This is a genomic window from Shewanella vaxholmensis, assembly GCF_031932135.1.
In the GTDB taxonomy this organism is placed as follows: domain Bacteria; phylum Pseudomonadota; class Gammaproteobacteria; order Enterobacterales; family Shewanellaceae; genus Shewanella; species Shewanella hafniensis.
Genome location: NZ_JAUOEV010000029.1, coordinates 37,153 through 61,817, shown reverse-complemented (window position 1 = coordinate 61,817; position 24,665 = coordinate 37,153). Strand labels below are relative to the sequence as shown.

The 24,665-nt window shown below is 45.6% G+C and carries 21 protein-coding genes; 17 read left to right on the top strand and 4 right to left on the bottom strand.

The genetic code is table 11. From position 1 onward, the window contains the following. Window positions 1–64 precede the first annotated feature (64 nt). Window positions 65–2,263 (bottom strand): S46 family peptidase, encoded by a 2,199-nt coding sequence (locus tag Q4Q46_RS19630; RefSeq protein WP_311906842.1) that lies wholly within the window; start codon window positions 2,261–2,263, stop codon window positions 65–67. Between the two features lie 125 nt (window positions 2,264–2,388). Here Q4Q46_RS19630 and dnaB point away from each other — a divergent pair, with 125 nt between their 5' ends. Both dnaB and alr read left to right on the top strand, forming a co-directional pair. Beyond that, window positions 2,389–3,795, top strand: a complete 1,407-nt coding sequence (dnaB, locus tag Q4Q46_RS19625) for a replicative DNA helicase (protein ID WP_106649436.1) — start codon at window positions 2,389–2,391, stop codon at window positions 3,793–3,795. Between the two features lie 102 nt (window positions 3,796–3,897). Then, window positions 3,898–4,974, top strand: coding sequence for an alanine racemase (gene alr / locus Q4Q46_RS19620; protein ID WP_311906841.1), 1,077 nt, complete (start codon window positions 3,898–3,900; stop codon window positions 4,972–4,974). Between the two features lie 565 nt (window positions 4,975–5,539). Here the strand turns inward: alr and Q4Q46_RS19615 are convergent. Then, window positions 5,540–6,004 carry a chemotaxis protein CheX gene (locus Q4Q46_RS19615; protein WP_006083037.1) on the bottom strand — a complete coding sequence of 155 codons (465 nt, stop codon included), beginning with the start codon at window positions 6,002–6,004 and terminating at the stop codon, window positions 5,540–5,542. Window positions 6,005–6,862: 858 nt separating this feature from the next. Here Q4Q46_RS19615 and Q4Q46_RS19610 point away from each other — a divergent pair. The 5 genes from Q4Q46_RS19610 (at window position 6,863) to Q4Q46_RS19590 (ending at window position 11,910) form a co-directional block, all read left to right on the top strand. Further along, window positions 6,863–9,055: a TonB-dependent receptor gene (locus Q4Q46_RS19610; RefSeq protein WP_300478883.1), complete on the top strand. Its 2,193-nt coding sequence runs from the start codon at window positions 6,863–6,865 to the stop codon at window positions 9,053–9,055. Window positions 9,056–9,154: 99 nt separating this feature from the next. After that, window positions 9,155–9,829: a Fe2+-dependent dioxygenase gene (locus Q4Q46_RS19605; protein ID WP_311906840.1), complete on the top strand. Its 675-nt coding sequence runs from the start codon at window positions 9,155–9,157 to the stop codon at window positions 9,827–9,829. Window positions 9,830–10,059: 230 nt separating this feature from the next. After that, complete coding sequence (dusA, locus tag Q4Q46_RS19600) at window positions 10,060–11,064, top strand: tRNA dihydrouridine(20/20a) synthase DusA (protein WP_311906839.1); 1,005 nt, start codon at window positions 10,060–10,062, stop codon at window positions 11,062–11,064. Window positions 11,065–11,274: 210 nt separating this feature from the next. Then, window positions 11,275–11,565: a hypothetical protein gene (locus Q4Q46_RS19595; protein WP_006086053.1), complete on the top strand. Its 291-nt coding sequence runs from the start codon at window positions 11,275–11,277 to the stop codon at window positions 11,563–11,565. A 144-nt stretch (window positions 11,566–11,709) separates the two neighbouring features. After that, complete coding sequence (locus tag Q4Q46_RS19590) at window positions 11,710–11,910, top strand: PspC domain-containing protein (protein ID WP_006083032.1); 201 nt, start codon at window positions 11,710–11,712, stop codon at window positions 11,908–11,910. Between the two features lie 140 nt (window positions 11,911–12,050). Here the strand turns inward: Q4Q46_RS19590 and Q4Q46_RS19585 are convergent, their stop codons facing one another. Then, window positions 12,051–12,788, bottom strand: a complete 738-nt coding sequence (locus Q4Q46_RS19585) for an enoyl-CoA hydratase (protein ID WP_006083031.1) — start codon at window positions 12,786–12,788, stop codon at window positions 12,051–12,053. 33 nt (window positions 12,789–12,821) lie between these two features. Here Q4Q46_RS19585 and Q4Q46_RS19580 point away from each other — a divergent pair, with 33 nt between their 5' ends. From Q4Q46_RS19580 to Q4Q46_RS19570, 3 genes are read left to right on the top strand one after another with little or no spacing between them, the layout of a single operon-like run. Beyond that, window positions 12,822–13,304: a copper chaperone PCu(A)C gene (locus Q4Q46_RS19580; protein ID WP_311906838.1), complete on the top strand. Its 483-nt coding sequence runs from the start codon at window positions 12,822–12,824 to the stop codon at window positions 13,302–13,304. Window positions 13,305–13,315: 11 nt separating this feature from the next. Continuing rightward, window positions 13,316–14,284, top strand: a complete 969-nt coding sequence (locus Q4Q46_RS19575) for a DUF2333 family protein (RefSeq protein ID WP_006083029.1) — start codon at window positions 13,316–13,318, stop codon at window positions 14,282–14,284. A 2-nt stretch (window positions 14,285–14,286) separates the two neighbouring features. Then, window positions 14,287–15,024 carry a TIGR04219 family outer membrane beta-barrel protein gene (locus Q4Q46_RS19570; protein WP_006083028.1) on the top strand — a complete coding sequence of 246 codons (738 nt, stop codon included), beginning with the start codon at window positions 14,287–14,289 and terminating at the stop codon, window positions 15,022–15,024. Window positions 15,025–15,111: 87 nt separating this feature from the next. On the opposite strand, the gene tolC is transcribed toward Q4Q46_RS19570, so the two are convergent. Further along, entirely contained in the window at window positions 15,112–16,419 is a 1,308-nt protein-coding gene (gene tolC, locus Q4Q46_RS19565) for an outer membrane channel protein TolC (RefSeq protein WP_063882267.1), read from the bottom strand. A 244-nt stretch (window positions 16,420–16,663) separates the two neighbouring features. Here tolC and nudF point away from each other — a divergent pair, with 244 nt between their 5' ends. Genes nudF through parC form a run of 7 tightly spaced genes read left to right on the top strand, consistent with a single transcriptional unit; the run spans window position 16,664 to window position 24,607 of the window. Continuing rightward, window positions 16,664–17,266: an ADP-ribose diphosphatase gene (nudF, locus tag Q4Q46_RS19560; protein WP_311906836.1), complete on the top strand. Its 603-nt coding sequence runs from the start codon at window positions 16,664–16,666 to the stop codon at window positions 17,264–17,266. 6 nt (window positions 17,267–17,272) lie between these two features. Next, on the top strand, window positions 17,273–17,713 hold the full coding sequence (locus Q4Q46_RS19555; protein ID WP_311891524.1) for a DUF1249 domain-containing protein: 441 nt from the start codon (window positions 17,273–17,275) through the stop codon (window positions 17,711–17,713). Between the two features lie 15 nt (window positions 17,714–17,728). Next, the gene (gene cpdA, locus Q4Q46_RS19550) at window positions 17,729–18,568 is read left to right on the top strand and encodes a 3',5'-cyclic-AMP phosphodiesterase (protein WP_268650224.1); all 840 of its coding nucleotides are present in this window, start codon (window positions 17,729–17,731) and stop codon (window positions 18,566–18,568) included. A 26-nt stretch (window positions 18,569–18,594) separates the two neighbouring features. Further along, a complete protein-coding gene (locus Q4Q46_RS19545; protein WP_311906835.1) occupies window positions 18,595–19,170 on the top strand; it encodes a YqiA/YcfP family alpha/beta fold hydrolase in 576 nt (191 codons plus the stop codon). A 56-nt stretch (window positions 19,171–19,226) separates the two neighbouring features. Further along, window positions 19,227–21,113, top strand: coding sequence for a DNA topoisomerase IV subunit B (gene parE / locus Q4Q46_RS19540; RefSeq protein WP_106649494.1), 1,887 nt, complete (start codon window positions 19,227–19,229; stop codon window positions 21,111–21,113). 52 nt (window positions 21,114–21,165) lie between these two features. After that, window positions 21,166–22,338, top strand: a complete 1,173-nt coding sequence (locus Q4Q46_RS19535; protein ID WP_311906834.1) for a PQQ-dependent sugar dehydrogenase — start codon at window positions 21,166–21,168, stop codon at window positions 22,336–22,338. Further along, entirely contained in the window at window positions 22,331–24,607 is a 2,277-nt protein-coding gene (gene parC, locus Q4Q46_RS19530; RefSeq protein WP_006083020.1) for a DNA topoisomerase IV subunit A, read from the top strand. Before Q4Q46_RS19535 ends, parC begins: the two co-directional genes overlap by 8 nt. The last annotated feature ends 58 nt before the right edge of the window (window positions 24,608–24,665 follow it).

Below are 24,665 nucleotides of genomic sequence, written 5' to 3'. Positions count from 1 at the left end.
TGTATATCTCACTTTGGGTGGGAAAATGTATCAGGTATAAATACCTGATACATTAATGTGACTATTAATTTCTCACTAAATCCAGTTCTTTAATCAGATTATCGGCATGGTCGACTTCGTCCATCATCCACAGGATATAGCGGATATCCACGTGCACGGCACGGGTGATGGTTGGGTTGAAGAACCAGTCTTTAGTAATCGCTTCATAGGTAGAGTCGAAGTTAAGGCCAACGAGTTCTCCTTTACCGTTGAAGACGGGTGAGCCGGAGTTGCCGCCTGTGGTGTCCACGCTCGATAAGAAGTTAACCGGTACAGAGTTAAATTCTTCGGGTTTGTCTAAGCAAGAGAAGAGTCTGCAAATCCAGCCGCGAGGATCTTGATAAACCGACTTCACTAAATGATTGCCAAAACGTTGTTCGCTAATCGCATCGAGTAGCTTTTTCGGTGCATTGTAGGGCTCTACGCCTGTGTGTTTTGCGACTATGCCATCAAGACGAGTAAACGGCTGTTTGTAGAGTGCATCACGTGATTGATAACCATCGACCATACCGTAGCTGATACGTAGCGTACCGTTGGCATCAGGGTAGACCGGCCAGTTGTTGGCTTTATAGTAGTCAATCACGGCGGCCATGTAGTCTGGGCGAGCTGTGGATAACTTGCCGTCTAAGACTTTTTCCGTTTTTTCCTGTGCCATATTGGTGTCGTAAAGGGCTACGGCTAAACGAATAAAGGGATCGGCACTGGTTTCGAAGGCATTGACATCGGCATTCATCCACGCCAAACGTTGGACTTGATCTGTGAGCGTCGTGAGTGAGTACAATCCATCGAGCTTAGCTGCTAGATCGGCATCTTTCGTGTTCACACTTAGCATTTGATCGAGCGCTGCCACGCGATTAGATTGACCTAGGTAAGCATTTAAATCCTGTAGCCACAAAGTCTTATCAACAGTGACATCAAAACTTGAATCGATGCGTTTAAGACGCGAGCTTAGCATAGCAATATCACGTTCTTGGTAGCCTTGCTCACGCTCGGCATCGGGCTTTTGTTTTTCTTTAGCAAGACGGTAGAGGCTGTTTGCTGCGGTTAACAATGTGCTCGATTGGGCATTGGTAAAGTAGTAATTACTTTGGAATGCTTGTTGTTGCTCGGCGAGTAACACTTCTAACTCAGCAATGAGATTTTGATTTAGCTTAGGGTTTTGTTTAAGCCAAGCTAAAAAATTATCCTCACGACTTTGTTTAATGCCTACGATATCCGTAGCTTTAAAACCGGCAAGTAGACCGTTGAGTTTTTTCATCCGGTTGGCCATTGATGCCATATTGCCAGCGTACTTAATGGCGATGTCGGCATCTTTCTGTCCCATAGCCTCGATAGTATCAATCTGTAATTGATAGCGTTTAGCTTGGGTGGGATACAGCCAGTCGCTGGCAAACTTAAGCTCACTAGTGAGGTTATAGCGACTGGTAGAGCCTGGATAACCTGCGACAAACACGCCGTCACCGGCTTTCACGCCATCGGCGTTGATTTTAAGGTAACTCTTTGGCTTGTAAGGAATGTTATCGTCGCTATACGCGGCGGGTTTGCCATCTTTTCCTACGTAAGCTCGCAGGAAGGCAAAATCACCCGAGTGGCGTGGATATTCATAGTTATCGATGTCGCCGCCAAAGGCACCGACACTTTCTGGTGGTGCATAGACTAAGCGTACATCGCGGATCATCAATTGCTTGATTAGGTAGTATTCTAGACCGTTATGGAAACTGCGGACATTACAGCGATAGTTAGCATCGGCTTCACAGCTTTTGATCAATTCTTTGCTGTGATTTTGAATGTCTTCGTAACGGCTCAGCGGATCTTGGCTTAGGCCTTGATTGATTTGGGCGGTGACATCGGTTACTGCCTCTGTGATGTATAAACGTTCGTTAGGACCGGCAGAGGGTTCCTTGCCCATTGATGTCGCTAAAAAGCCTTGTTCGAGATAGTTATGTTCTTTCTTGGTGTTATATTGTATCGCCTTGAAGGCACAATGGTGGTTTGTCACAACTAGCCCTTGGGGGGAGACAAAACTGGCGGTACAATAGCCCAGCCCTACCACGGCGTTCATGGGATAACTTGTCAGATCGGCCAGTTTTTCGGCAGGAATATCGATTCCGCGTTCACTGAGTTTGTCTGCAATAGAAGGCATTTGATAAGGTTGCCATTGTCCTTCGTCGGCAGTTGCTATGCCGGATGTCATTACTAAGGCCGCAACCAATGCAATACGCATGTTCTTTCCTTATTGATTATTAGAGTGTCCGTTGGAATGAGATAACAGGCGAGTGTAAACATCCTGTTTGCTTGACGCGGGTTTTATATCATATTTTGTTAAGTTGTTGGAAATCGGGAGCGTTAATGTCACAACAAGGTGCTTTTAAGCCTAAAAGTAAGCCAAGAGATTTGCAGCTTGATGGACTCAAGCTGCCACCGCATTCCATTGAGGCTGAACAATCGGTATTAGGCGGCTTGATGTTAGATGCCGAAGCGTGGGACAGGGTAGCTGAGGCCGTCGTAAAAGATGACTTTTACTCCCGTTCACACAAGATGATCTTCTCTGCCATGCACAGATTGGTCGATTTGGGGCAGCCGATCGATTTGATCACGGTTTCTGAACAGCTCGAAGTTGAAAATCAATTAGAAGATGCCGGTGGTTTTGCCTATTTAGGTGAAATTGCCAAAAATACTCCCAGTGCGGGCAACATTTTATCCTACGCTGAAATCGTCCGTGAACGTGCCGTAGTACGTGACATGATCCGCGTCGCGCACGAAATTGCCGATGCGGGTTACAACCCAGAAGGCCGCGACTCGGGTGAATTACTCGACCTTGCTGAGAGTAAAGTCTTTAAGATCGCTGAGATGCGAACCAATGCCAACGAAGGTCCCGAAGGCATTAAAACCATTCTAGAAAAAACCGTCGATAAGATTGAGCAGCTTTATAATAACCCCCATAACGGTGTGACTGGGGTTTCGAGCGGCTTTAACGATCTGGATAAGATGACCGCTGGTTTCCAATCCGGCGACTTGATTATCGTTGCGGCGCGTCCTTCTATGGGTAAAACCACCTTTGCGATGAACTTGTGCGAACAAGCCGCGATGAATGAAGACAAGCCGGTGCTTATTTTCAGTCTCGAGATGCCGTCAGAACAGATTATGATGCGTATGTTGGCCTCCTTGGGCCGCGTCGATCAAACCAAAATCCGTACCGGTCAGCTCGATGATGAGGATTGGGCGCGGGTTTCATCGACCATGGGTATCATGCTCGAGCAAGGCAAAATGTATATCGATGATGGTTCGGGCTTAACGCCAACTGAAGTTCGTAGCCGCGCGCGTCGTATCGCCCGTGAATACGGCGGCCTGTCGATGATCATGATAGATTACCTGCAGTTAATGCAGGTGCCCGCCTTGAAAGATAACCGTACCTTAGAGATTTCTGAGATTTCACGCTCGCTCAAGGCATTAGCTAAAGAGTTGGAAATTCCGATTATTGCTCTGTCACAGCTTAACCGCTCGCTCGAGCAAAGGGCTGATAAACGCCCGGTAAACTCGGATTTACGTGAATCGGGCGCTATCGAGCAAGATGCGGATCTCATCATGTTTATTTATCGCGATGAAGTGTATAACAACGATTCTCAAGATAAAGGTACGGCTGAAATCATTATCGGTAAGCAACGTAACGGCCCGATTGGTCGAGTGCGACTCACCTTCCAAGGGCAATTTTCGCGCTTCGATAATTATGCCGGACCTCAGTTTGAAGAAGACTAAATTGACGTTTGAAATAGTCAGTTTGTGTTTGCGGAAGATGAGCTGTGTTGATGTATTTTTTATCTCCGTGACTTTTTATTTCCTGAGTAAGCAAGGTAAATTTTGAACCCTTTTCCCCGTGCAGAAATTAGCAGTAGTGCACTGCAAACCAATCTCGCTGCGTTGCGTCAACAGGCACCAGCGAGTCGCGTAATGGCCGTCGTTAAAGCGAACGGCTATGGTCATGGATTATTGAATGTCGCTAATTGTTTAGTCAGTGCTGATGGCTTTGGCTTAGCACGATTGGATGAAGCCTTAGAATTACGAGCGGGCGGCGTGACAGCTCGGTTGTTATTGCTGGAAGGTTTTTTCCGCGCCACCGATCTCCCGTTACTCGTCGGGCATGATATCGACACTGTGGTGCATCATAGCTCTCAGCTTGAGATGTTAGAGCAAACCGTGCTGCCTAAACCTGTGACTGTTTGGCTGAAAGTGGATTCAGGCATGCACCGCTTAGGCTTTACGCCTGAGCAATTTTCAACGGTTTACGCAAGGTTAATGGCCTGCCCCAATGTGGCAAAACCGATTCATTTAATGACGCATTTTGCCTGTGCAGATGAGCCTGATAATAGTTATACCTCAGTGCAGATGGCGGCTTTTAATAGCTTAACGGCTGGCTTGCCCGGATTTAGAACCTTAGCCAACTCTGCTGGTGCCTTGTATTGGCCGCAAAGCCAAGGCGATTGGATCCGTCCAGGAATCGCCCTCTATGGTGTCTCACCCGTCACGGGGGATTGCGGTGCGAATCACGGACTCGTACCTGCGATGGAACTGGTATCACAGTTGATTGCGGTGCGGGATCATAAAGCCAATCAACCAGTGGGTTATGGTTGTTTTTGGACCGCGAAGCAAGATACTCGTTTAGGTGTCGTCGCAATTGGTTATGGTGATGGTTATCCCCGTAATGCACCGGAAGGTACACCTGTGTGGGTTAATGGTCGTCGCGTACCCATAGTTGGCCGCGTCTCTATGGACATGTTGACTGTCGACTTAGGCCAAGATGCGCAGGATAAGGTTGGCGACAGTGCTTTGTTGTGGGGTAAAGCATTACCCGTTGAAGAAGTCGCTGAGCATATTGGTACTATCGCTTATGAATTAGTCACTAAGCTCACTCCAAGAGTCGCGGTTTGTTTGGCTTAGTTAGGCTTTGATAGCTTTATCTCGTGATGTTACCTCCATGAGCTTAGACTCACGGGTTTAGTCTTCTCCTAGGCATGGTTTCGTCGACCTAGTCTCATGAAATAAACCGCCTTGGCTTAAGCGAGTTAAGCTCAAAATGCAGCATTATAAAAACGGTGTCTTAAACACCGTTTTTTTTATTTGTGGTAATCCTAGAATAAAGTTCCGTGATGAATCACTAGCATTATCCTTGCATTGGCTGACAGCAGTGAATAAAACCCTGTTACCTGCTAGTCCCTAGTTTGTTATTTGTTGAACGAGTAGGGCTTAGATAAGCGAATTTCACTTAAGTATTCATGTGTTGGCAGGGTGACTCGATATGTTTACGGATAGAGCCGTGCGAGTTGAACAGGTCTTAGACACAAATGAGAAAGTAGATGAACAGTAGCGGTATATTCAGATGATGTTAAACCAGCCGTTCTGATCTTTGTTATCTGGCTTTAAATAAGCGAATGAAACATAAGAACCAGAGCGACAGGAGCGTTAATGTCATTTGAGCCATCTTGGCTTAGTACATTATAAGTTATTAGTTTTCAAAACATATTTCGATATAAGCAGTCCCATGTGGGCTGGTAAATGGCATAATAATCTTAGTGCCATTGGCTTTATGGGAAATGGTGTGGCCTTTTCCTGACACGACCATAGGGGTGGCCATTTCAAACTCATAGCCTTTCTGACCCAATAGATTTTTTGCGCCACCAGTCACCATGTTGGTAATTTCACCCACTAGGTCAGTCACTTCCTCGTTAATTTTACCCGGGTTTTCGCCCAGCATATTCTGCATTATCTGCAAAACCAGCTTTTGTTCGAAGGTAATCGATAGTGATCCTTTTGTTTGGGGGCCAACGAGCCCAATGAGGCCAGACACATCCCCCTTCGCTAAGTTATCTGATTTGATTTGAGGTTTGCCCGGCGTCAAATCCATGCTCGCCATAGTCGAAATGACATTGAGCAGAGATTGGAGGAAAGGATTAATAAAATTAACGTTCATGCCTAAGTTTGTCCTCTTTTGAGCCTAAACCATGAAGTAATGGCATTGCTTAAGGCTATTAGAAAAGTTGCTTATCGACAGCAATCTTGATCACACTCTATCAGCTTAGATGAGACAGCTATAAATGTGAGGCTAATTTAAAGATATTCTTATCATTTATCCGAGATATATGCGGCTAAGGCCCAATATCACTGTGCCATTTATGGTTGCGATCGCTTTGCATCATAGTTTACAAGTGTTACTCAGGAAGACGTTGAACGTCAAATGGCGCTGTTTTACGCTACATAAATACAAAACATGATGCAATATCGACACTATTAGCCCCATTCATAGTGGCCCATGTGTGTCGATGCTGCAAAGTTTTTTAGCCTTTTTATGGAGTAACTCGACTTTTATCTATTCAACAACTGAGGGGAGAGCGGTTATTGCCCGACTCTGTGGCATCTCGGTTAGTGCGATTCTGCGATACCATTCCATTCGCTATCGTCTGGCAGCTAACGAGATTTATCAACAGCAACATTAAAATATCCCCCGTAGATAATTTCATTACAGTCGTCATTGCACAAACTGACTCGGCTCGCGTAATAACGTAATAACGTAATAACGTAATATTTTTATGTGGTTAGCTCGTCGCCGGTTTTTTAAACATCAAGACATTCTCATTTTTCCCACTACTCTCAATTTCAGCTGCAAGCAGTAAACCTGCATTGCTGGGTGAACAATCCTGCAATTAATGTTAATCAATAATGCAAATGATAATAGTTATTGATCAGTTTGTGCGATTTCCTTATATTAGCGGGCGATTAACAGGTGGGGGACATCTGTTACAGGGTTTAGTCCGCAACAGGAATGCTTTTAATGAAATTTGCAAAACGCCGCAATGGCCGAGTCGCACTCGGCGCCCATGTTTTAGGTTCATTAACTATAGGTATGGCTGTATCAGCTACCCCTGCGATAGCAGCGGAGCAGGCACAAGTCGCTGGTAAGAAAGTCGAACATATTGAGGTTAACGGCGAATATTTGGGTTACAACACGCGCAAAGTACAGTCTGGTAAATTTACTGATGATCTGCTCAATAGCGCTAAAACTGTCACTGTGATTAACCAAGATTTGATCAAAGACATGGGGGCACAAAGTTTTACCGATGCTCTGCGGGCAACCCCTGGTATTACGCTTGGTACGGGTGAAGGTGGTAATCCCTACGGTGACAGACCGTTTATTCGTGGTTATGACGCTCAATCTTCGACGTTTATTAATGGTATGCGAGATGTGGGTTCCCAGAGCCGTGAGACTTTTAACATCGAACAAATCGAGGTGCTGAAGGGGCCTAGTTCTGTTTATAACGGCCGTGGCGCTGTTGGCGGCAGTATCAATATTGTGACGAAAAAAGCTCAAGCAGAAGATTTTATTAATGCGGATGTGGCGATTGGTACTGATTCCTTAAAACGCGCGAGTCTTGACGTTAACCATGTCATTGCTGATGAAGCTGCGGTGCGGGTGAATCTTATGGCGCACGATGCCAATACACCGGGTCGTGATGAAGTCTCTGGTAATCGCTGGGGCATTGCACCCTCAGTGACCTTTGGTTTGACGACACCCACTAAGGTGACGTTGGAATACTATCATTTTGAAAATCATGACATACCTGATTATGGGATCCCCTACGATCAAGCAACTGGTGAGCCTGCCGATGTCGATCCTAATAATTTTTATGGCTTATTGTCGCGGGATTTTCGCGATAATAATGACGATACAGCTTCAGTGCTGATAAGCCATGACTTCAACAGTGACATGCAATTTACCTCGACCTCAGTGTATAGCCGTAATACCAATTATTACATTGTGACCAACCCCGATGACACGACAGGCAATGTCGCCAATGGTTATGTCTGGCGTAATACTAAATCGCGCCACTCAGTGACTAAAACGCTCGCAACCCAATTACAGTTGGCGGGTGAGGCTAAACTGGCTGGATTCACCAACCGTTTTGCGATTGGTACTGAGTTTAGCAACGAGCGCACCAGCAACTTAAGTTATACGGTCGATACGGGGAATGGTCGTAATGCGGGTTGTAATGATGCACTGCTGGCTAATTACAATTGTACTTTGCTATCTAACCCTAACCCTCACGATCCTTGGGTCGGCAGCGTAACACTAGGGACTGATGCTACTGTAACCGAAACAGACACTCGCTCAGTTTATGCTTTCAATACCATAGAGTTGAATGAATCTTGGATGATTAACGGTGGCGTACGCTGGGATGATTACAGCACTGCTGCACAGAACTCGACCTCATCACTATCCAATGACGATGATTTTTTAAACTACCAGCTATCAGTGCTGTATAAACCTGCGGTTAATGGCAGTATCTATGCGGCGTGGGGCACATCTTCGAATCCGCCAGGAACATCTAATGGTGATGGTTCAGATCGTCTTGGTAGTAACAATGAAGATTTAAAACCTGAAGATACTGAAAGTTACGAGCTAGGTACTAAGTGGGATCTCTTTAGTGGCCGTTTATCGCTAAATGGTTCAGTATTCCAAATCGAGAAAAACAACGCTCGCGTTGCGACTTCTGCTGATCGCAATTCACCGCAAGAAAACGTCGGTGAGCAGAAAGTGAAGGGCTTCGAAATTGGTTTTTCAGGTGATATCACTGAGCATTGGCATGGATTTGGTGGATACACCTATCTTGATGCTAGTCTAGAAAGTAATGGATTTAATGCCGCTTTCGATGGCAATCGTTTCCCTAATACTGCCAAAAATAGCATCAGTTTATTTACGACTTATGACATTACTGAGCAGTTAAATGTTGGAACTGGCGCCTACTATATGGGTCAGGTTTATGGTAATACCGCCAATACCTTATCGATTCCTTCATACTGGCGCTTTGATGTGGTTTCATCTTACAAGATGAATGACTTTCTGACGTTGCGCTTGAATGTGCAAAACCTAACGGACGAGCGTTATTACGATAAAGCCTATACCGCGCATTTTGCTAACATGGCGCCTGGACGTTTGGTCATGTTAAGTGCTGATATGCATTTTTAATGTTAGGCATTAGCTAATGTTACGGCAGCCTTCGGGCTGCCTTTTATGTTTTATAAACGCTATAAGTCATATTGTATTTTTGCCCTATGGAACCCTGAGATGCTGATTGAAATTCCTAATGTTTTCTCAAAACAAGAAGTGAGTCACTTACGCGAACAGTTAGATGCCCGCCGCTGGATAGACGGTAATCAAACCTCTGGCGCAATGGCGACAACCCGTAAACGGAATCAACAGTTAGACAAAGACGATCCCGTGGCTATTCGCATTGGTGAGCTGATTATGGAACGCTTACTGGCCCATCCATTATTTGTATCGGCGGCCTTGCCATTACAGTTTTATCCTCCCTTATTTAACCGTTATCAAGGCGGAGAAACTTTTGGTTATCATATTGATAATGCAATTCGCTCGACAAACGAGGGTATGGTGCGTACCGATCTTTCTGCGACCTTGTTTCTCAGTGAACCAGAAAGCTATCAGGGCGGCGAATTAGTAATCCAAGATACCTATGGTCAGCAAAGTATTAAGCTTGCTGCCGGCTCATTAGTCTTGTATCCCTCGACGAGTTTGCATCAGGTAACTACTGTGACCTCGGGAGAGCGTACCGCTGCCTTTATGTGGTTGCAAAGTATGGTGCGTGATGAAGGTCAGCGTCGTTTGCTATTTCAACTTGATCAATCGATTCAATCTTTGACAGCACAAACCACGGCAGAACAAGAGTTGTTTGATTTGACGGGGATTTACCATAACTTACTCAGGCGTTGGAGCGAGCTATAGTTTTGGCTCAGAGACAGGCCTCAATTCCAGCTTAAACTCCCCAAAGTGGTCAGTTTAGGATATAATCCGCTAGCTCTGAGGGGGCAATAAAACAGTAAACGTTAACTCGTTTACTGTTTTTCCATTTTTAAGCATAAGGTTTATTGGTAATCTGCGGCTTAAATTAAGGTTCTTTACCTTTCTAAGCGATAACTTACTGGCAAATTTTAATTACTTGAGTCGATAGTAACGTGTTGAAAAATAATCTTAATGATGGCCTACTGCTCGACCGCACCTTTTCCATTGCGCCCATGCTGGATTGGACTGACCGCCATTACCGTTATTTTGCGCGTTTGATGTCGGCTAATGCTTTGTTGTATACGGAAATGGTGACGACTGGGGCGATATTGCATGGTCGTGGTGACTACTTGGCATATAACCAAGAAGAACATCCTTTGGCGTTGCAGTTAGGTGGCTCTAATCCTGTCGATTTAGCGCGTTGCGCTAAACTTGCGGCTGAGCGTGGCTACGATGAAGTGAACCTCAATGTGGGTTGTCCTTCCGATCGAGTGCAGAATGGTCGCTTTGGCGCGTGTTTGATGGCGGAACCAGAGTTGGTGGCTGAGTGCGTTGATGCCATGAAGCAAGTGGTTGATATTCCTGTGACTGTTAAGACACGTATCGGGATTGATGAACAAGACAGTTATGCGTTTTTAACCCAGTTTATCGATGTGGTCAGTGCAAAAGGCTGTACGGATTTTACTATTCATGCCCGTAAGGCTTGGCTTCAAGGCTTGAGTCCGAAGGAGAATCGCGAGATCCCGCCGCTCGATTATGAGCGTGTCTATCAACTCAAGCGCGATTATCCCGCGCTCAATATTGGCATTAATGGTGGTGTTACTACACTCGAGCAAGCGCAACTCCATTTAGCGCTGCTTGATGGCGTGATGATGGGGCGTGAGGCCTATCAGAATCCTTATATTCTGGCGCAGGTAGACCAAATTCTATGTGGCAGCCAAAAGGCGGTGATCAGCCGTGAGGATGTGATTGAGGCAATGTTGCCTTATATCGAAGCACATTTGCTGTCGGGTGGGCGACTCAATCATATTACTCGCCATATGATAGGGTTATTCCAAGGCTTACCGGGTGCCCGTGCGTGGCGTCGTTATTTGAGCGAAAATGCCCATAAAAACGGCGCTGGGATAGAAGTGGTAAAGCAGGCTTTTCAGAATATTCAGGCTGAAGTTACAGAGTAATTTCCACTCGACTTAAAAGATGGTGAAATTTACTAATTTGAGTAGTATTTTTCACCACTTGTTATTTTTCAATCCATCCCTATATCTCATCTTATCCACATAAAATTTTTTTAAATGATTAAAATCATAATCTTAAAAATACTTTTATAAGTTGGCACGCAGTTTGTAATACTCCTTTCGTCAAGTTAATTAATCGAAAGGGATGCCATCATGTTTACGTTAACCATTAAAAAATCAGTACAAATGAGCGTGTTATTAGGTGCGTTAGTCGGTAGCGTTGCAGTACACGCAGAAGCCGCGCCAATATCGGATGTTGTCGGAACCATTGAGCAAACGCTAACTACCCAAACACAAGAAATGTTAGTCAGTGCTAAGCGTGAGTTTGTGATGTCATTGCAAACACAACTTGCTGAAAGTATTTATGACTTTAACAGTCAACTTGGCTTAAGCGCTGAGAATGAAGGTGAGTCGGCAAGTGCCGATGAATATAGCGCTAAGTAGGGGATCTGCTTATGTGGTTTGTAGCACCTTTAATGACTTTGCTACTGTTACCTGTAATTAGTCTTGCGTTGTTTTCAGGCATTATTTGCTGGTTTCAGTGGCATAGTGATAAATAAATTACAATCAATTGAGTCGAGGTTTTAGATGAAACGAGTAAAAGCACGTATGGAGAGCCCAGAGCGATTAGTGTGTGGTGTTGCCGCTGGTATGGCATGGAAATTTGGTTGGTCTTGCTTTTGGACTCGAGTGGTGTGGGCTGGCGCGACGGTATTTATGCCTGGCGTGAGTTTGTTGATTTACTTTGTTTTAGCACTGTTAGTTGATCAATGGAAAAGACCCGTTTAAGCCCGCAGTGATACTTATATTTGAGGCTTGTCTTGATTGAAAAATTGAAAGAATTTTTTTAAAAAAAATAGGGTGTTAACCCTATCAACAAGAGGGCACTTTGACCCTCATGCGACATGTATGTGCATACTGCTTGTAGACTACTTCTTCAAAAAAGCCTGAAATCTGCTCTTGGCTTCATCACTTTTTAGCCTAGCGCTAAATTGTTCTAATTCTTGATGCATTTGGTGTTGTACACGATTTTTATGCGGACGCATTAATTGACGTGTGATTTGTAGGGCTTGTGGCGGTTGATTTGCCAACTTTTTAGCCTGAGACAATGCATAACTGAGTAGGTCTTCATGGGCCACAATTTCGTTGATCATATTGAGTCTGTGGGCCGTCTCGGCATTAAAACTTTCGCCGAGTAGCAATAGCTCTGCCGCTTTTTGATAACCCACAAGTTCAGGTAACAGTAGGCTAGCACCCGCTTCTGGCACCAGTGCTAAGTTGACGAAGGGCAGTTGAAACTTCGCCGTGTTATCGGCGTATACCAGATCGCAGTGCAGTAGTACGGTAGTGCCAATGCCGACGGCGGCGCCAGAAACGGCGGCAACCAGCGGTTTTTTGAGTTCTAACAGGCAAAATAAGAAACGTACCGCGGGGTGATTTGGCCCTAAGTCACTATTTTTCAAAAAGTCTGCAACATCATTGCCTGAGGTGAAGCAATTATCTTGGCCATGGAGCATAAAGGCACGAATGTCGTTGTCTGCTTCACCTTCGATCAGGTATTCTGTCAGTTGTTTATACATATTAAGATCAAGTGCATTGCGTTTATCGGGGCGATTAAAGCTGATAATACGTACGCCCTGATCATCCTGAACCTGTATATGACTCATGGGTTGTTTCCTTTACGACGACATTGGGTAGACATGGAGTTTAAGACATTGAAACCAATATTCAAACAGCTGTTTAATTGTCTAGTTTTATCTTGTGCATCATTTTCAGCGTTGGCGAGCGTGATAGTGACCGAAGGTCATGTACGCGCCATGCCTGAGACAGTACCAAATACTGCCGCCTACTTTACGCTTGAAAACCACACAGATAAAGCGGTTCGTCTTATCGGCGTCAGTACTACTGTGGCAAAGGATGCCCAATTACACACTATTATCGAAGACCAAGGCATGGTGAAGATGCGCCATGTTGAAGGTTTTGATATCCCATCCCATGGCGCATTAACGTTAACGCCGTCAGGGGATCACGTCATGTTGCTAGGTTTAAAAGCACCATTGGTGTTAGAGCAGCAAGTTGAACTGCAATTAGAGTTTGACGATGGCAAGAAGATGGCGATTACGCTGCCTGTTAGTAAAGAAGCAGAAAACGCCGCAGAGCAAGAGCATCATCACCATCATTAAGGAGTCGCTTGATGCAAATTACATGGAAAAAAGTTACCGGTGTCGGTTTATTTTTAGTATTAATCGGTTATGGCCTGAGTGTGTGGTGGAGTATCGAGCCCGATCCTATCAATCCTCAACAATTGACGGCTACCGATAAAAATGTGGTCGGATACGCAACCACCACTTCGCTGATCCTCACGGTCGAAACATTACTGGATAAGCAAGGCGGTTGGTTATCAAACGATGTGATGCCACCTTCTATCTTTATGGATAACATGCCCGCATTTGAATACGGCGCATTAGAACAAGCCCGCGATTTAGCTTTGATTATGCGTAAGGAGTTTAGTCGCTCGCAGTCACAATCGGCAGCGGATAAAGATTTAGGCGAAGCCCAATCTAAGCTCAATATCGATCACACGAGCTGGTTAGTGCCAAGTGCTGAAAGCGAATACCGCGATGCCATTAAATTGCTGAAGCTGTACCGTGCTCGCATGATGGACCCTAACAATCAAGATGCACAGTTTTATGCCCGCGCCGACAACCTCAATGAATGGTTGAAAGAAGTGCAGAAGCGTCTGGGTAGCATGTCGCAGCGTTTATCGGCCAGTGTTGGCCAAGAGCGTTTGAATACCGATTTAGCCGGCGATAATGCGGCGCGTCAATCCACGCCTAACTTGGCAAGCCATCAGGTGAAAACCAGCTGGTGGAAAATTGATGATGTTTTCTATGAGAGTCGTGGTGCTTCATGGGCCTTGCTGAACTTTATGCGCGCCGTGGAAGTCGATTTTGCCGATGTCTTAAAGAAGAAAAATGCTGAAGTGAGCCTAAGACAGATCATTCGTGAACTGGAGGCGACTCAGCAAACTGTCTGGAGCCCTGTTGTGCTTAATGGCAGCGGTTTTGGCTTAGTCGCTAATCATTCATTGGTTATGGCTAACTATGTATCCCGTGCGAATGCCGCGGTGATTGATTTAACGAACTTGCTATCTCAAGGTTAATTATGAAAAAAACTCTCCTCGCCAGTGCGGTATTAGGATTATGCATGGCCACATCAGCCCAAGCGGCCACTGTGGTCGGTTTCACAATTGGCGGTGACTACTGGCGCGCCGATACTAGCGGTACTTTTGCCGATAAAGGCCAACCACAGCAAACATTTGATTACAGTTCATCGGCTCAAGGTAGCTACTGGATTGCGGTTGAGCATCCATTGCCATTTGTCCCTAATATTAAAATCCGTGAAAATAGCTTAGATCAGAAAGGCAGCATGTCAGGTGCTGATTTCAACTTCAATGGTCATGATTTTAAAGGTAATGTGACTGCTTATACCGATCTGAGCAACACAGATTTCGTGTTGTATTACGAAATATTGGATAACGACATAGTGTCATTGGATCTTGGTGCTGCTTACAAGTTAATGAATGGCTCCCTGCGCGTGCAAGATCCTGGTCACCCTGAAGAGAAAGATGTCGATAGCGGCATTGTGATGGGTTATGCCAGTACACATGTGGGTATGCCAGGCTTAGGCTTGTACGGTTTTGCTGATTTAATGCAGGGCGTAAATGAATCAAGCGTTCACGATTATGCGATTGGTTTAGGCTGGCAATTCGATGGTTTGGCCGTCGATACCCGTGTACGTGTAGGCTACCGTGAGTTTTTATTCGACGTGAGTAACTTCTCGGGTGTGAGTGCCGATACAAAATTTAAAGGTTACTTCGCGGGCGTTGAAATTAACTTCTAATCTGTTGATGTAGCGTTTGAATATAAAAAAACCGCCTATTGGCGGTTTTTTACATCTAACAACTTTAAATCTGCTAACGGTAAGAGATTACTCTGCAATTAAGCCATTGTTGATGGCAATCACGTCATCTTCATTCAATGTACCCGCTGCTTGCTTCAAGGCAATGACCGAGTTGATGTAGCTATAACGCGCATCTGATAGTTTACGTTTTGAATCGTACAAGTCACGAGTACGGTTCAATACGTCAACGATAGTACGCGTACCGACTTCGAAACCCGCTTGAGTGGCTTTCAGTGCACTTTCTGATGAAATAACCGATTGCTCATAGGCTTTGATTGAGCTGATAGAAGCGCCTACGTTGTTGTAGTTATTACGGACGTTTTTCACTACACCGCGGTAAACTTGCTCAAGTTTTTCACTCGCTTCAACATATTGAAATTGCGCTTGATTAACTTGTGAGCTCACTTTAAAGCCTTCGAAAATCGGAATGCTTAAGTTGACACCGACACTGACGTTATCAAAGTCAGGCTCATTGATATTACCAGTTTTTTGCTCAAGACCTTTGTTGTAACCTGCATTCAAGCTTAAAGAAGGCATGTGGCCTGCTTGATAAAGCTTAATGGTTTCTTGAGCGATATCTTTACCGATACGTTGAGTCATCAAATCGACGCTATTGGTTTCAGCAATCTTTAACCATTCGTTTGACGACGTTGGCGCTGGCGTAACGGCCGAGAAACGGTTGGTATCTAACACGTTAATTGTCTTGTGATCGATGCCAGTGATTTCACGTAAGGCTTCATAGCTATTAGCGAGTGTGTTTTCAGCTAAAATTTCAGTGGCTGAGGCTAAGTCATATTGAGCTTGGGCTTCATGCACATCGGTAATTGCGGTTAAACCCACAGCAAAACGTTGTTTAGTTTGTTCAAGTTGACGTTCGATCGCGCGTTTTTCTGCACCTTGGAACTCGTAGTTATCTTTCGCCGTTAATACGTTGAAATAGGCTGTAGTGATACGAGTAATCAAGTTTTGTAATGCTGAAGCATAGGCAGAATCAGCTTGAGAAGCGGCTTTCTCAGCAAGGCTTAAACCGACCCAAGCACTATGATCATAAATCACTTGATTTAATTTCAGGCTACCCACTAGACCACTTGAATCATCCTTAGGATCATTCCAAGCTTTGTCATAACCGACGTTTGCACTAATAGTTGGCAATAGCGGAGCACGGTTTTGTTCGATTTTCTCAAATAAACCATTACGCTGGGCTTGGGCTTGTAATACGAGCGGGTCGCTGGTCAGTGCTTGTTGATAAATTTGCAACAAATCATCTGCTTGTACCGCTGAAGCGGAAGCCGCAAGTGTTAATGCTGCGCATAAATTATGGATCTTAAATTTCATTTGCTGTCCTTATTAGACAAAATCCCCCCACGGAGGAATATTTTAACTTCGTTTAGACTAAGTAATGCCTTTACCAAGGCGGTTTGCGCTTCCCGACGCTTCCCGATACAGCTAAAACTTAATGACCTAGAGTCTAAGAACTCTGACACTTTCAAGTCAAATTCGAAGTGTAACAGATTTTATTTTAAAAATGTGCTCAAATTGCCTTGATTATAGGCGCAAATTCAACTTTTAAGGATAGAGTATGAAACCCCCTGTTTTTTCGCAAACGGATATTGAGATCTTAGAAAAAAAATCCCTGTATCAAGGGTTTTTCTCAATGGACGAATACACTTTTAAACATAAATTGTTTGCAGGCGGCTGGAGCAAACCTGTCACCCGCGAAGTGTTTGAGCGGGGTCATGCCGTCGTCGTTCTACCCTATGATGCCAGACAAGATAAAGTGGTGCTTATCGAACAGGTACGTTTTCCTGCATTAGCAACCACTAAATCTCCTTGGCTTCTCGAGTTGGTCGCGGGTATGATTGCAGCCGAAGAAACGCCTCTGGACGTTGCGCACCGCGAATTAATGGAAGAAACCGGTTTGGCCGCTAAGCAAATGCACAGTGTGAATAGTTATCTCGCCAGCCCAGGTGGCAGCACAGAACGTTTTTATTTCTATTGGGCCGATGTTGATTCGAACGACGCTCAAGGATTGCATGGATTAGCTGAAGAGCACGAAGATATTCGATTGCATGTCCTAAGCCGCGAGCAAGCTTATCATAGTGTGGTTGCGGGCGAGATCGATAATGCGTCGACCGTCATTGGATTACAATGGTTACAATTAAACTATCAACAACTGGTTTAAGTTGGGATGAATTTGGCTACTTCGAGTCTAAAACGACGCTATAAACCCAATGTCAGTGACTTTCTTGCACTGTGCGGGCGAAATTATGGCTACATGTTGAAATGGTTACCGTTAGAGATAGCTATCGGTGAGTCATGGCGACTCGAAGGTGAGTTTGGTATATTAGTAGTGCGAATTTTAGAAAATACCAAATATACTCAATTAGTTGAGATATCACGCCCCATTGCAATCAAGGAGTTTATCAATATTCCCAAGGTGTTAGTGAGAATTTATCACGATGCTAAATTAGCAGAAGTGTTAACTGGTCAACAGATTTACCAATTACGCCCAGTGTATGATTATCCCAATGTACGTATGTATCAAAGTGATGAAAAGCACCAGGTGAATGCATTCCTGGAAGAGTTATTAAAGATTGGTTACCACCATAGTGTCGTGTGCCAGTCTTAGAATTGGGTATTCAATGTGCTGAAAGAGGCTGTCTCTTACTCCATAGCTGAAGGGGAAAGCGTGCGTATCGTGCAAGTCACAGATCCGCATCTTTTTGCCGATCCTGAAGCTCAGCTATTAGGAGTCAATACTAGCAAGAGTTTTGCTGCCGTATTAAATACAATTAGAGCTGTGGACTATCCCGCTCATTTGATGCTTGCCACGGGTGACCTAAGTCAAGATTACTCGGCTGAGTCCTATCAGCAATTTGTGAAAGCCGTCACTCCTATTGGTTTACCTTGCCATTATCTTCCCGGAAATCATGATGATCCGCGGATTATGTATCTGCACATGCAAGGTGAACAGATTTTTGGACAGCAGCGTATTCTGGCCGGAAACTGGCAAATTCTCATGTTGGATTCAACCGTGCGGGGAAAGCCCGGCGGCAATATGGCCGAGACTCAGTTTGAATTAATTGATAAAGCCATTGCCGCACATCCCGAATGCCACACTTTATTGGTGATGCACCACAATCCCATTGTCGTGAATTGCACTTGGCTAGATCAGCACTGCATGGACAATGGCGCCGAATTTATTGCGCGAGTAGCAAAGTATCCGCAGGTCAAAGGATTACTCTGGGGCCATGTGCACCAATGTATCGATACCCACCACAACGGCCCCCATGGCAGCATGCAGCTGATGGCGACACCTTCCACTTGTATTCAATTTAAGCCGTTATCGCCTTATTTTGCCTTGGATAGCGTCCAACCGGGTTATCGTTTGCTGGAGTTGAAAGCCGATGGTAGCATCAACACTAAAGTGTATCGCGTACCGGGTAACCATTTTTCCCCCGACAACAACTCTAGCGGTTATTAACGCGAATAACCGCAGCCTGAGGAAATATGCTGCTTTATATTCACGGATTTAATAGCTCACCCTTTTCAGATAAAGCTGTGATAACGGCTAAGTACATGGCGCAGCATCACCCGAGTGTGACCTTTCATCAGCCTCAATTGCCCAATACACCCAAGGCTGCTATGGCGCTGTTAACCACTTATGTTGAGGCGGCTCTCGATGCCAAAGAGCCATTAGCTTATTTAGGCTCATCGTTAGGCGGATATTTTGCCAGCTATTTAGCCGAAACTTATGGCGGCAAAGCTGTGTTAGTCAATCCAGCGGTAAAACCCTTTGAATTATTTGATGAGTTTATGGGGCCGCAATTTAATCCCTATACCGAACAGCATTATCTTGTCGTGCCCGAGCATAAGCGGGAAGTTACTGAATTTAATACAGCTGTTATCCGCAATCCGGATCGTTTTTTGGTATTATTGCAGACGGGTGATGAAGTGCTGGATTATCGCGAAGCGCTCAATAAGTACCATCACTGCCAATTGCGAATTGAAGCGGGAGGCGATCACAGTTTTGTTGGCTACGAATCGCATCTGCAAACTGTAAGCCAATTTTTACACTTACCTTGACAAACAGACATGCCGAGCCGCAACATGGCCGGATATAACAACCTATAGCGTGCCCTATGACGAATCAATACACCTCTGACGCCATTGAAGTTCTCAACGGACTCGATCCTGTTAAACGCCGTCCAGGTATGTATACCGACACCTCCAGACCGAACCATTTGGGCCAAGAGGTCATAGACAACAGTGTCGATGAAGCATTAGCGGGCCACGCGACCAAAATTGAAGTTGTTCTACATACAGATAACTCCCTCGAAGTCACCGATGATGGCCGTGGTATGCCGGTGGATATCCACCCTGAAGAAGGCATTCCTGGGGTCGAGTTAATTCTGACCAAATTGCATGCCGGCGGTAAATTTTCGAATAAAAACTACCAGTTCTCTGGCGGTTTGCATGGTGTGGGGATTTCAGTCGTTAACGCGCTGTCGCGCCGTGTTGAAGTGACAGTTCGCCGTGATGGCCAAGTGTATGATATTGCATTTGAAAATGGCTTTAAGGTTGAAGAGTTACGCCCAACGGGAACTTGTGGTCGTCGCAATACCGGAACACGAGTGCATTTTTGGCCCGACGCCAGCTATTTTGATTCGGCTAACTTCTCTAATTCAAAACTGATTTATCTGCTGCGGGCTAAAGCGGTACTGTGCCCTGGCTTACGGATTAAATTCACCAACAAACAGACAAATGAAGTCCATGAATGGTTCTATGAAAGCGGCCTAACTGATTATTTGAAGGCGGCGATTGGCGACAATTTAAGGTTGCCAGATGAGCCGTTTGTCGGCTGTTTTAAGGGCCAGCTAGAAGCCGCTGATTGGGCGATTACTTGGCTGCCAGAAGGCGGTGAATCCATTGGCGAGAGTTATGTTAACTTAATTCCGACTCCGCTCGGTGGTACCCATGTGAATGGTTTCCGCCAAGGTTTATTGGAGTCAATGCGGGAATTTTGTGAATTCAGAAACTTAATTCCCCGCGGTATTAAACTTTCACCCGAAGACATTTGGGATCGCGCCGCATTTATTTTGTCGGTGAAGATGCAAGAACCGCAATTTGCTGGCCAAACCAAAGAAAAGCTTTCGAGCCGCCAATGCGCTGCATTTGTGTCTGGCGTAGTGCGTGATGCCTTTTCACTTTGGTTGAACTCCAATACTGAACTCGCTGAATCGTTAGCCGAAATGTGCATTAATAACGCCCAGAGTCGGTTAAAGGCCGCTAAAAAAGTCGCCCGTAAAAAAGTGACTTCAGGGCCTGCACTACCGGGTAAGCTAACGGACTGTAGTGGCCAAGATCCGATGCGCGGAGAGTTATTCCTCGTGGAAGGAGATTCTGCGGGCGGTAGTGCGAAACAGGCCCGCGATCGCGAGTTTCAAGCCATTATGCCGCTGCGTGGCAAAATCTTAAACACCTGGGAAGTCGATGCTTCACAAGTGTTAGCCTCACAGGAAGTCCATGATATTTCGGTCGCAATTGGTTGCGATCCCGATAGCAGTGATATCTCTGAACTGCGTTATGGCAAGATTTGTATCCTTGCGGATGCTGACTCCGACGGATTGCACATTGCTACCTTGTTATGCGCGCTATTTTTGAAGCATTACCGTATCTTGGTTGAACAGGGGCATGTGTATATTGCCATGCCGCCACTGTTCCGTATCGATATCGGCAAAGAGGTGTATTACGCCTTAGATGAAGCCGAAAGAGTGGGAATTTTAGATCGCATTGCCGCTGAGAATAAAAAGGGCAAGGTACAAGTCACCCGCTTTAAAGGCTTGGGTGAGATGAATCCTTTACAACTTCGTGAAACAACGATGGATCCGAACACCCGTCGTTTAGTACAGTTGACCATAGATGATATCGAAGAGACAGATGCTTTGATGGATATGTTGCTCGCTAAGAAGCGTTCGCCGGACCGTAAAAACTGGCTCGAAGATAAGGGTGACATGGCTTTACTTTAATGTTGTGCACTATTGCCGATAACAATAAAACATAGGCATAAAGAAAATTACAATGTTGTGTATTAAAACTAATAATTATAATTGCTTAAAGGTGTTGTCTGCCGGTTTTACACTCCTAGCGAGTGTAACGTTATTGCTCTGCAATAGCGCCTTTGCGGGTTCCCAATCGATCATGATTACCGTCGCTAAGGGGTTTGGTTTATCGCTTTATGCCTCGGATATTGGTGATGCAAAGCAAATGGCGATGGGGGCGAATGGCACTTTATTTGTCGGTTCCAATAAGAGCGGCACTATTCATGCGTTAGTCGATAGCAATCAAGATGGTCGTGTCGATAAGCGTTACGTGATAGCCAAAGGGCTTGAATCACCCGATGCGATTGCATTTCACAATGGCGACTTATATGTCGCCACTGAAAATCAGATCGTGCGCTTTGTTGATATTGAGCAAAGGTTGCGCCGCCCGAGTCGACCCAAAGAAATCTACAGTGACTTGCCTTACTCTGAGAAGAAAAGTTCTCGGTCAATTAATTTTGGGCCAGATGGTCGCTTATACGTGTCTATTGGTGCGCCGTGTAACGTCTGTGAAGCGCCAGTGCCTTACAGCAGTATCATAGCCATCAATATCGATACTGGCGCGAGTGAGCAGATTGCGGCCGGTGTACGTGATGCGAGTGGGTTTGATTGGTCACCAATAGACGGAAAATTATGGTTTGCCGATCAAGGCCGTGATTGGATGGGAGATAACCTGCCACCCGATGAGATTAACCGCGTTGATGTGATAGGGAGTCATTATGGCTTCCCTTACTTGCATGCCAGTACTGTGGTTGAGCCTGCCTATGAAAAGCCAAAAAATCTAAAAATTACGCTGCCAGTATATGAACTGCCAGCCCATGTTGCACCCACTGGGCTCGCGTTCTATCGCGGCAGTCAATTTCCAAATATTTACCATAATCAGTTGTTTGTCGCCGAAAATGGCTCGTGGAATCGCTCGAGCAAAGTCGGTTACCAAGTGGTTATGCTTAAGATTGAAGATCAAAAAGTGGTGAGTCGTGAAACGGTTGTCAGTTTCCTTGACGGTGAATTTCCCGTCGCTCGTCCCTTTGCGCTGTTATCGGCAGCCGACGGTGCTATGTACATCTCAGATGATTTAAAAGGTAACGTGTATCGCTTGTTCTACAAGGGCGATAGTACTGAAGAACCACAGGAACTAGAAGAAAATGAGTGACGCTATCAAGTTAAGTCTCGATGGGGTAGAGCAAATGCCATTACGGCGCTTTACCGAAGAGGCTTATCTGAACTATTCCATGTACGTCATTATGGACCGAGCCCTACCACACATTGGTGATGGGCTTAAACCGGTACAGCGTCGAATTATCTATGCGATGAGTGAGTTAGGTTTATCGGCTCAATCTAAGCATAAAAAGTCGGCACGTACGGTCGGTGACGTATTAGGTAAATACCATCCCCACGGCGATAGCGCCTGTTATGAGGCTATGGTATTGATGGCGCAGCCATTCTCCTATCGCTATCCGTTAGTTGATGGTCAAGGTAACTGGGGGGCACCCGATGATCCTAAGTCATTTGCGGCCATGCGTTACACCGAAGCACGCTTATCTAAATTCTCCGAAGTGCTGCTCAGCGAGCTGGGGCAAGGCACGGTTGAGTGGGGCGCTAACTTTGATGGCACGTTAAAAGAGCCAAAAGTACTGCCGGCACGTTTACCGCATATTTTACTTAATGGTATTACCGGTATTGCCGTGGGCATGGCGACGGATATTCCGCCGCATAACGTCAGGGAATTAGTCTCGGCCTGCGTAGCATTACTTGATGATCCTAAGCTTGAGCTCGAGCAATTGATGGCCTTTGTACCTGGGCCTGATTATCCGACCGAAGCCGAGATCATTACTCCGTCTGCCGATATTGCAAAAATTTATGAATCGGGCCGTGGGTCATTAAGGGCGCGCGCGGTTTACACAGTCGATGGTGGTGAAATCATCATCACTGCGCTGCCGCATCAAGCCAGTAGCGGTAAAATTTTAGAGCAAATTGCCGGCCAAATGCAGGCGAAGAAATTGCCTATGGTGGCCGATTTACGCGATGAATCGGATCATGAAAACCCAGTGCGGCTGGTGGTCGTGCCGCGTTCAAACCGTGTCGATTGCGATCAGCTGATGGCGCATTTGTTTGCTACCACGGATTTAGAAAAGAGCTTTAGAGTTAACTTAAACGTGCTGGGTCTCGATGGCCGTCCACGGGTTAAAGGGCTAAAAACCTTATTAACTGAGTGGTTAGAGTTCCGAGTCGACACTGTTAAACGTCGTCTGGAATACCGTTTAGATAAAGTCGTGTCGCGGTTACACATACTCGAAGCTTTGATGATCGCTTTCCTCAATATTGATGAAGTGATTGAGATTATTCGTTTTCATGATGAGCCTAAAGCCGAGTTAATGGCCCGTTTCTCACTCAGTGATAAACAAGCCGAATCGATCCTCGAGTTAAAGTTACGTCATTTAGCTAAGTTAGAAGAATTTAAGATCACGGCCGAGCAGAATGAGCTTGAAGCCGAGCGCGAGAAACTCGAGCAGTTATTGGGCTCAGAGCGTCGCTTGAAGACCTTGATCAAGAAAGAATTAATTCAAGATGCCGAAACCTACGGTGATGATCGCCGCTCTCCAATAGTGCTGCGCAACGAGTCTCGCGCCTTAACGGAACAAGAGTTAACGCCGACTGAGGCTGTGACAGTGGTCTTGTCTGAGAAAGGTTGGGTGCGTTGTGCTAAGGGTCATGATATCGATCCGTTATCGCTCTCCTATAAGTCTGGCGACCAATACTTGTGCAGTGCCATAGGGCGTAGTAATCAGGCGGCGGTGTTTATTGATTCGTCTGGGCGGGCATTTGCGACCGACAGTCATACTTTGCCATCGGCACGCAGCCAAGGTGAGCCTATTACGACTCGCTTCAATATGGCGCCTGGCGAAACCATGCAGCATGTATTGATGGGTGAGGAAGACCAATGTTATCTGTTGGCAACTGATGCGGGTTACGGTTTTATTTGCTCGTACAATGATATGGTGTCGCGCAATAAGGCGGGTAAGGCCTTGCTGAGTTTGCCGACAAACGCTAAGTCATTAACGCCTAAGTTGATTGATCGCACGAAGGAAATGTCGCTCTTGGCGATCACGAACGAAGGTCGAATGTTGTTGTTCTCCCTTGAGGCCTTACCGCAATTATCTAAGGGAAAAGGTAACAAGATTATCGGCATTCCTACGGAAAGAGCCAAGAATCGTGAAGAGCTGATGACGCACTTACAATTAGTGCCGAGTGACACGCCAGTCACCTTGTGGGCGGGTAAGCGTAAGCTCACTCTTAAGCCTAGCGATCTTGAGCATTATCGTGGTGAACGTGGTCGTCGTGGCGCTAAGTTGCCTAGAGGCTTACAACGTGTCGATAGTGTTGAATTAGGTGACGGCGGCGAGCCATTACCGAGCATCTAATGCCTTGATGGACTCAAGGTTTTGAAGCATTAAAGACATAAATGAAAGCCACCTGAGT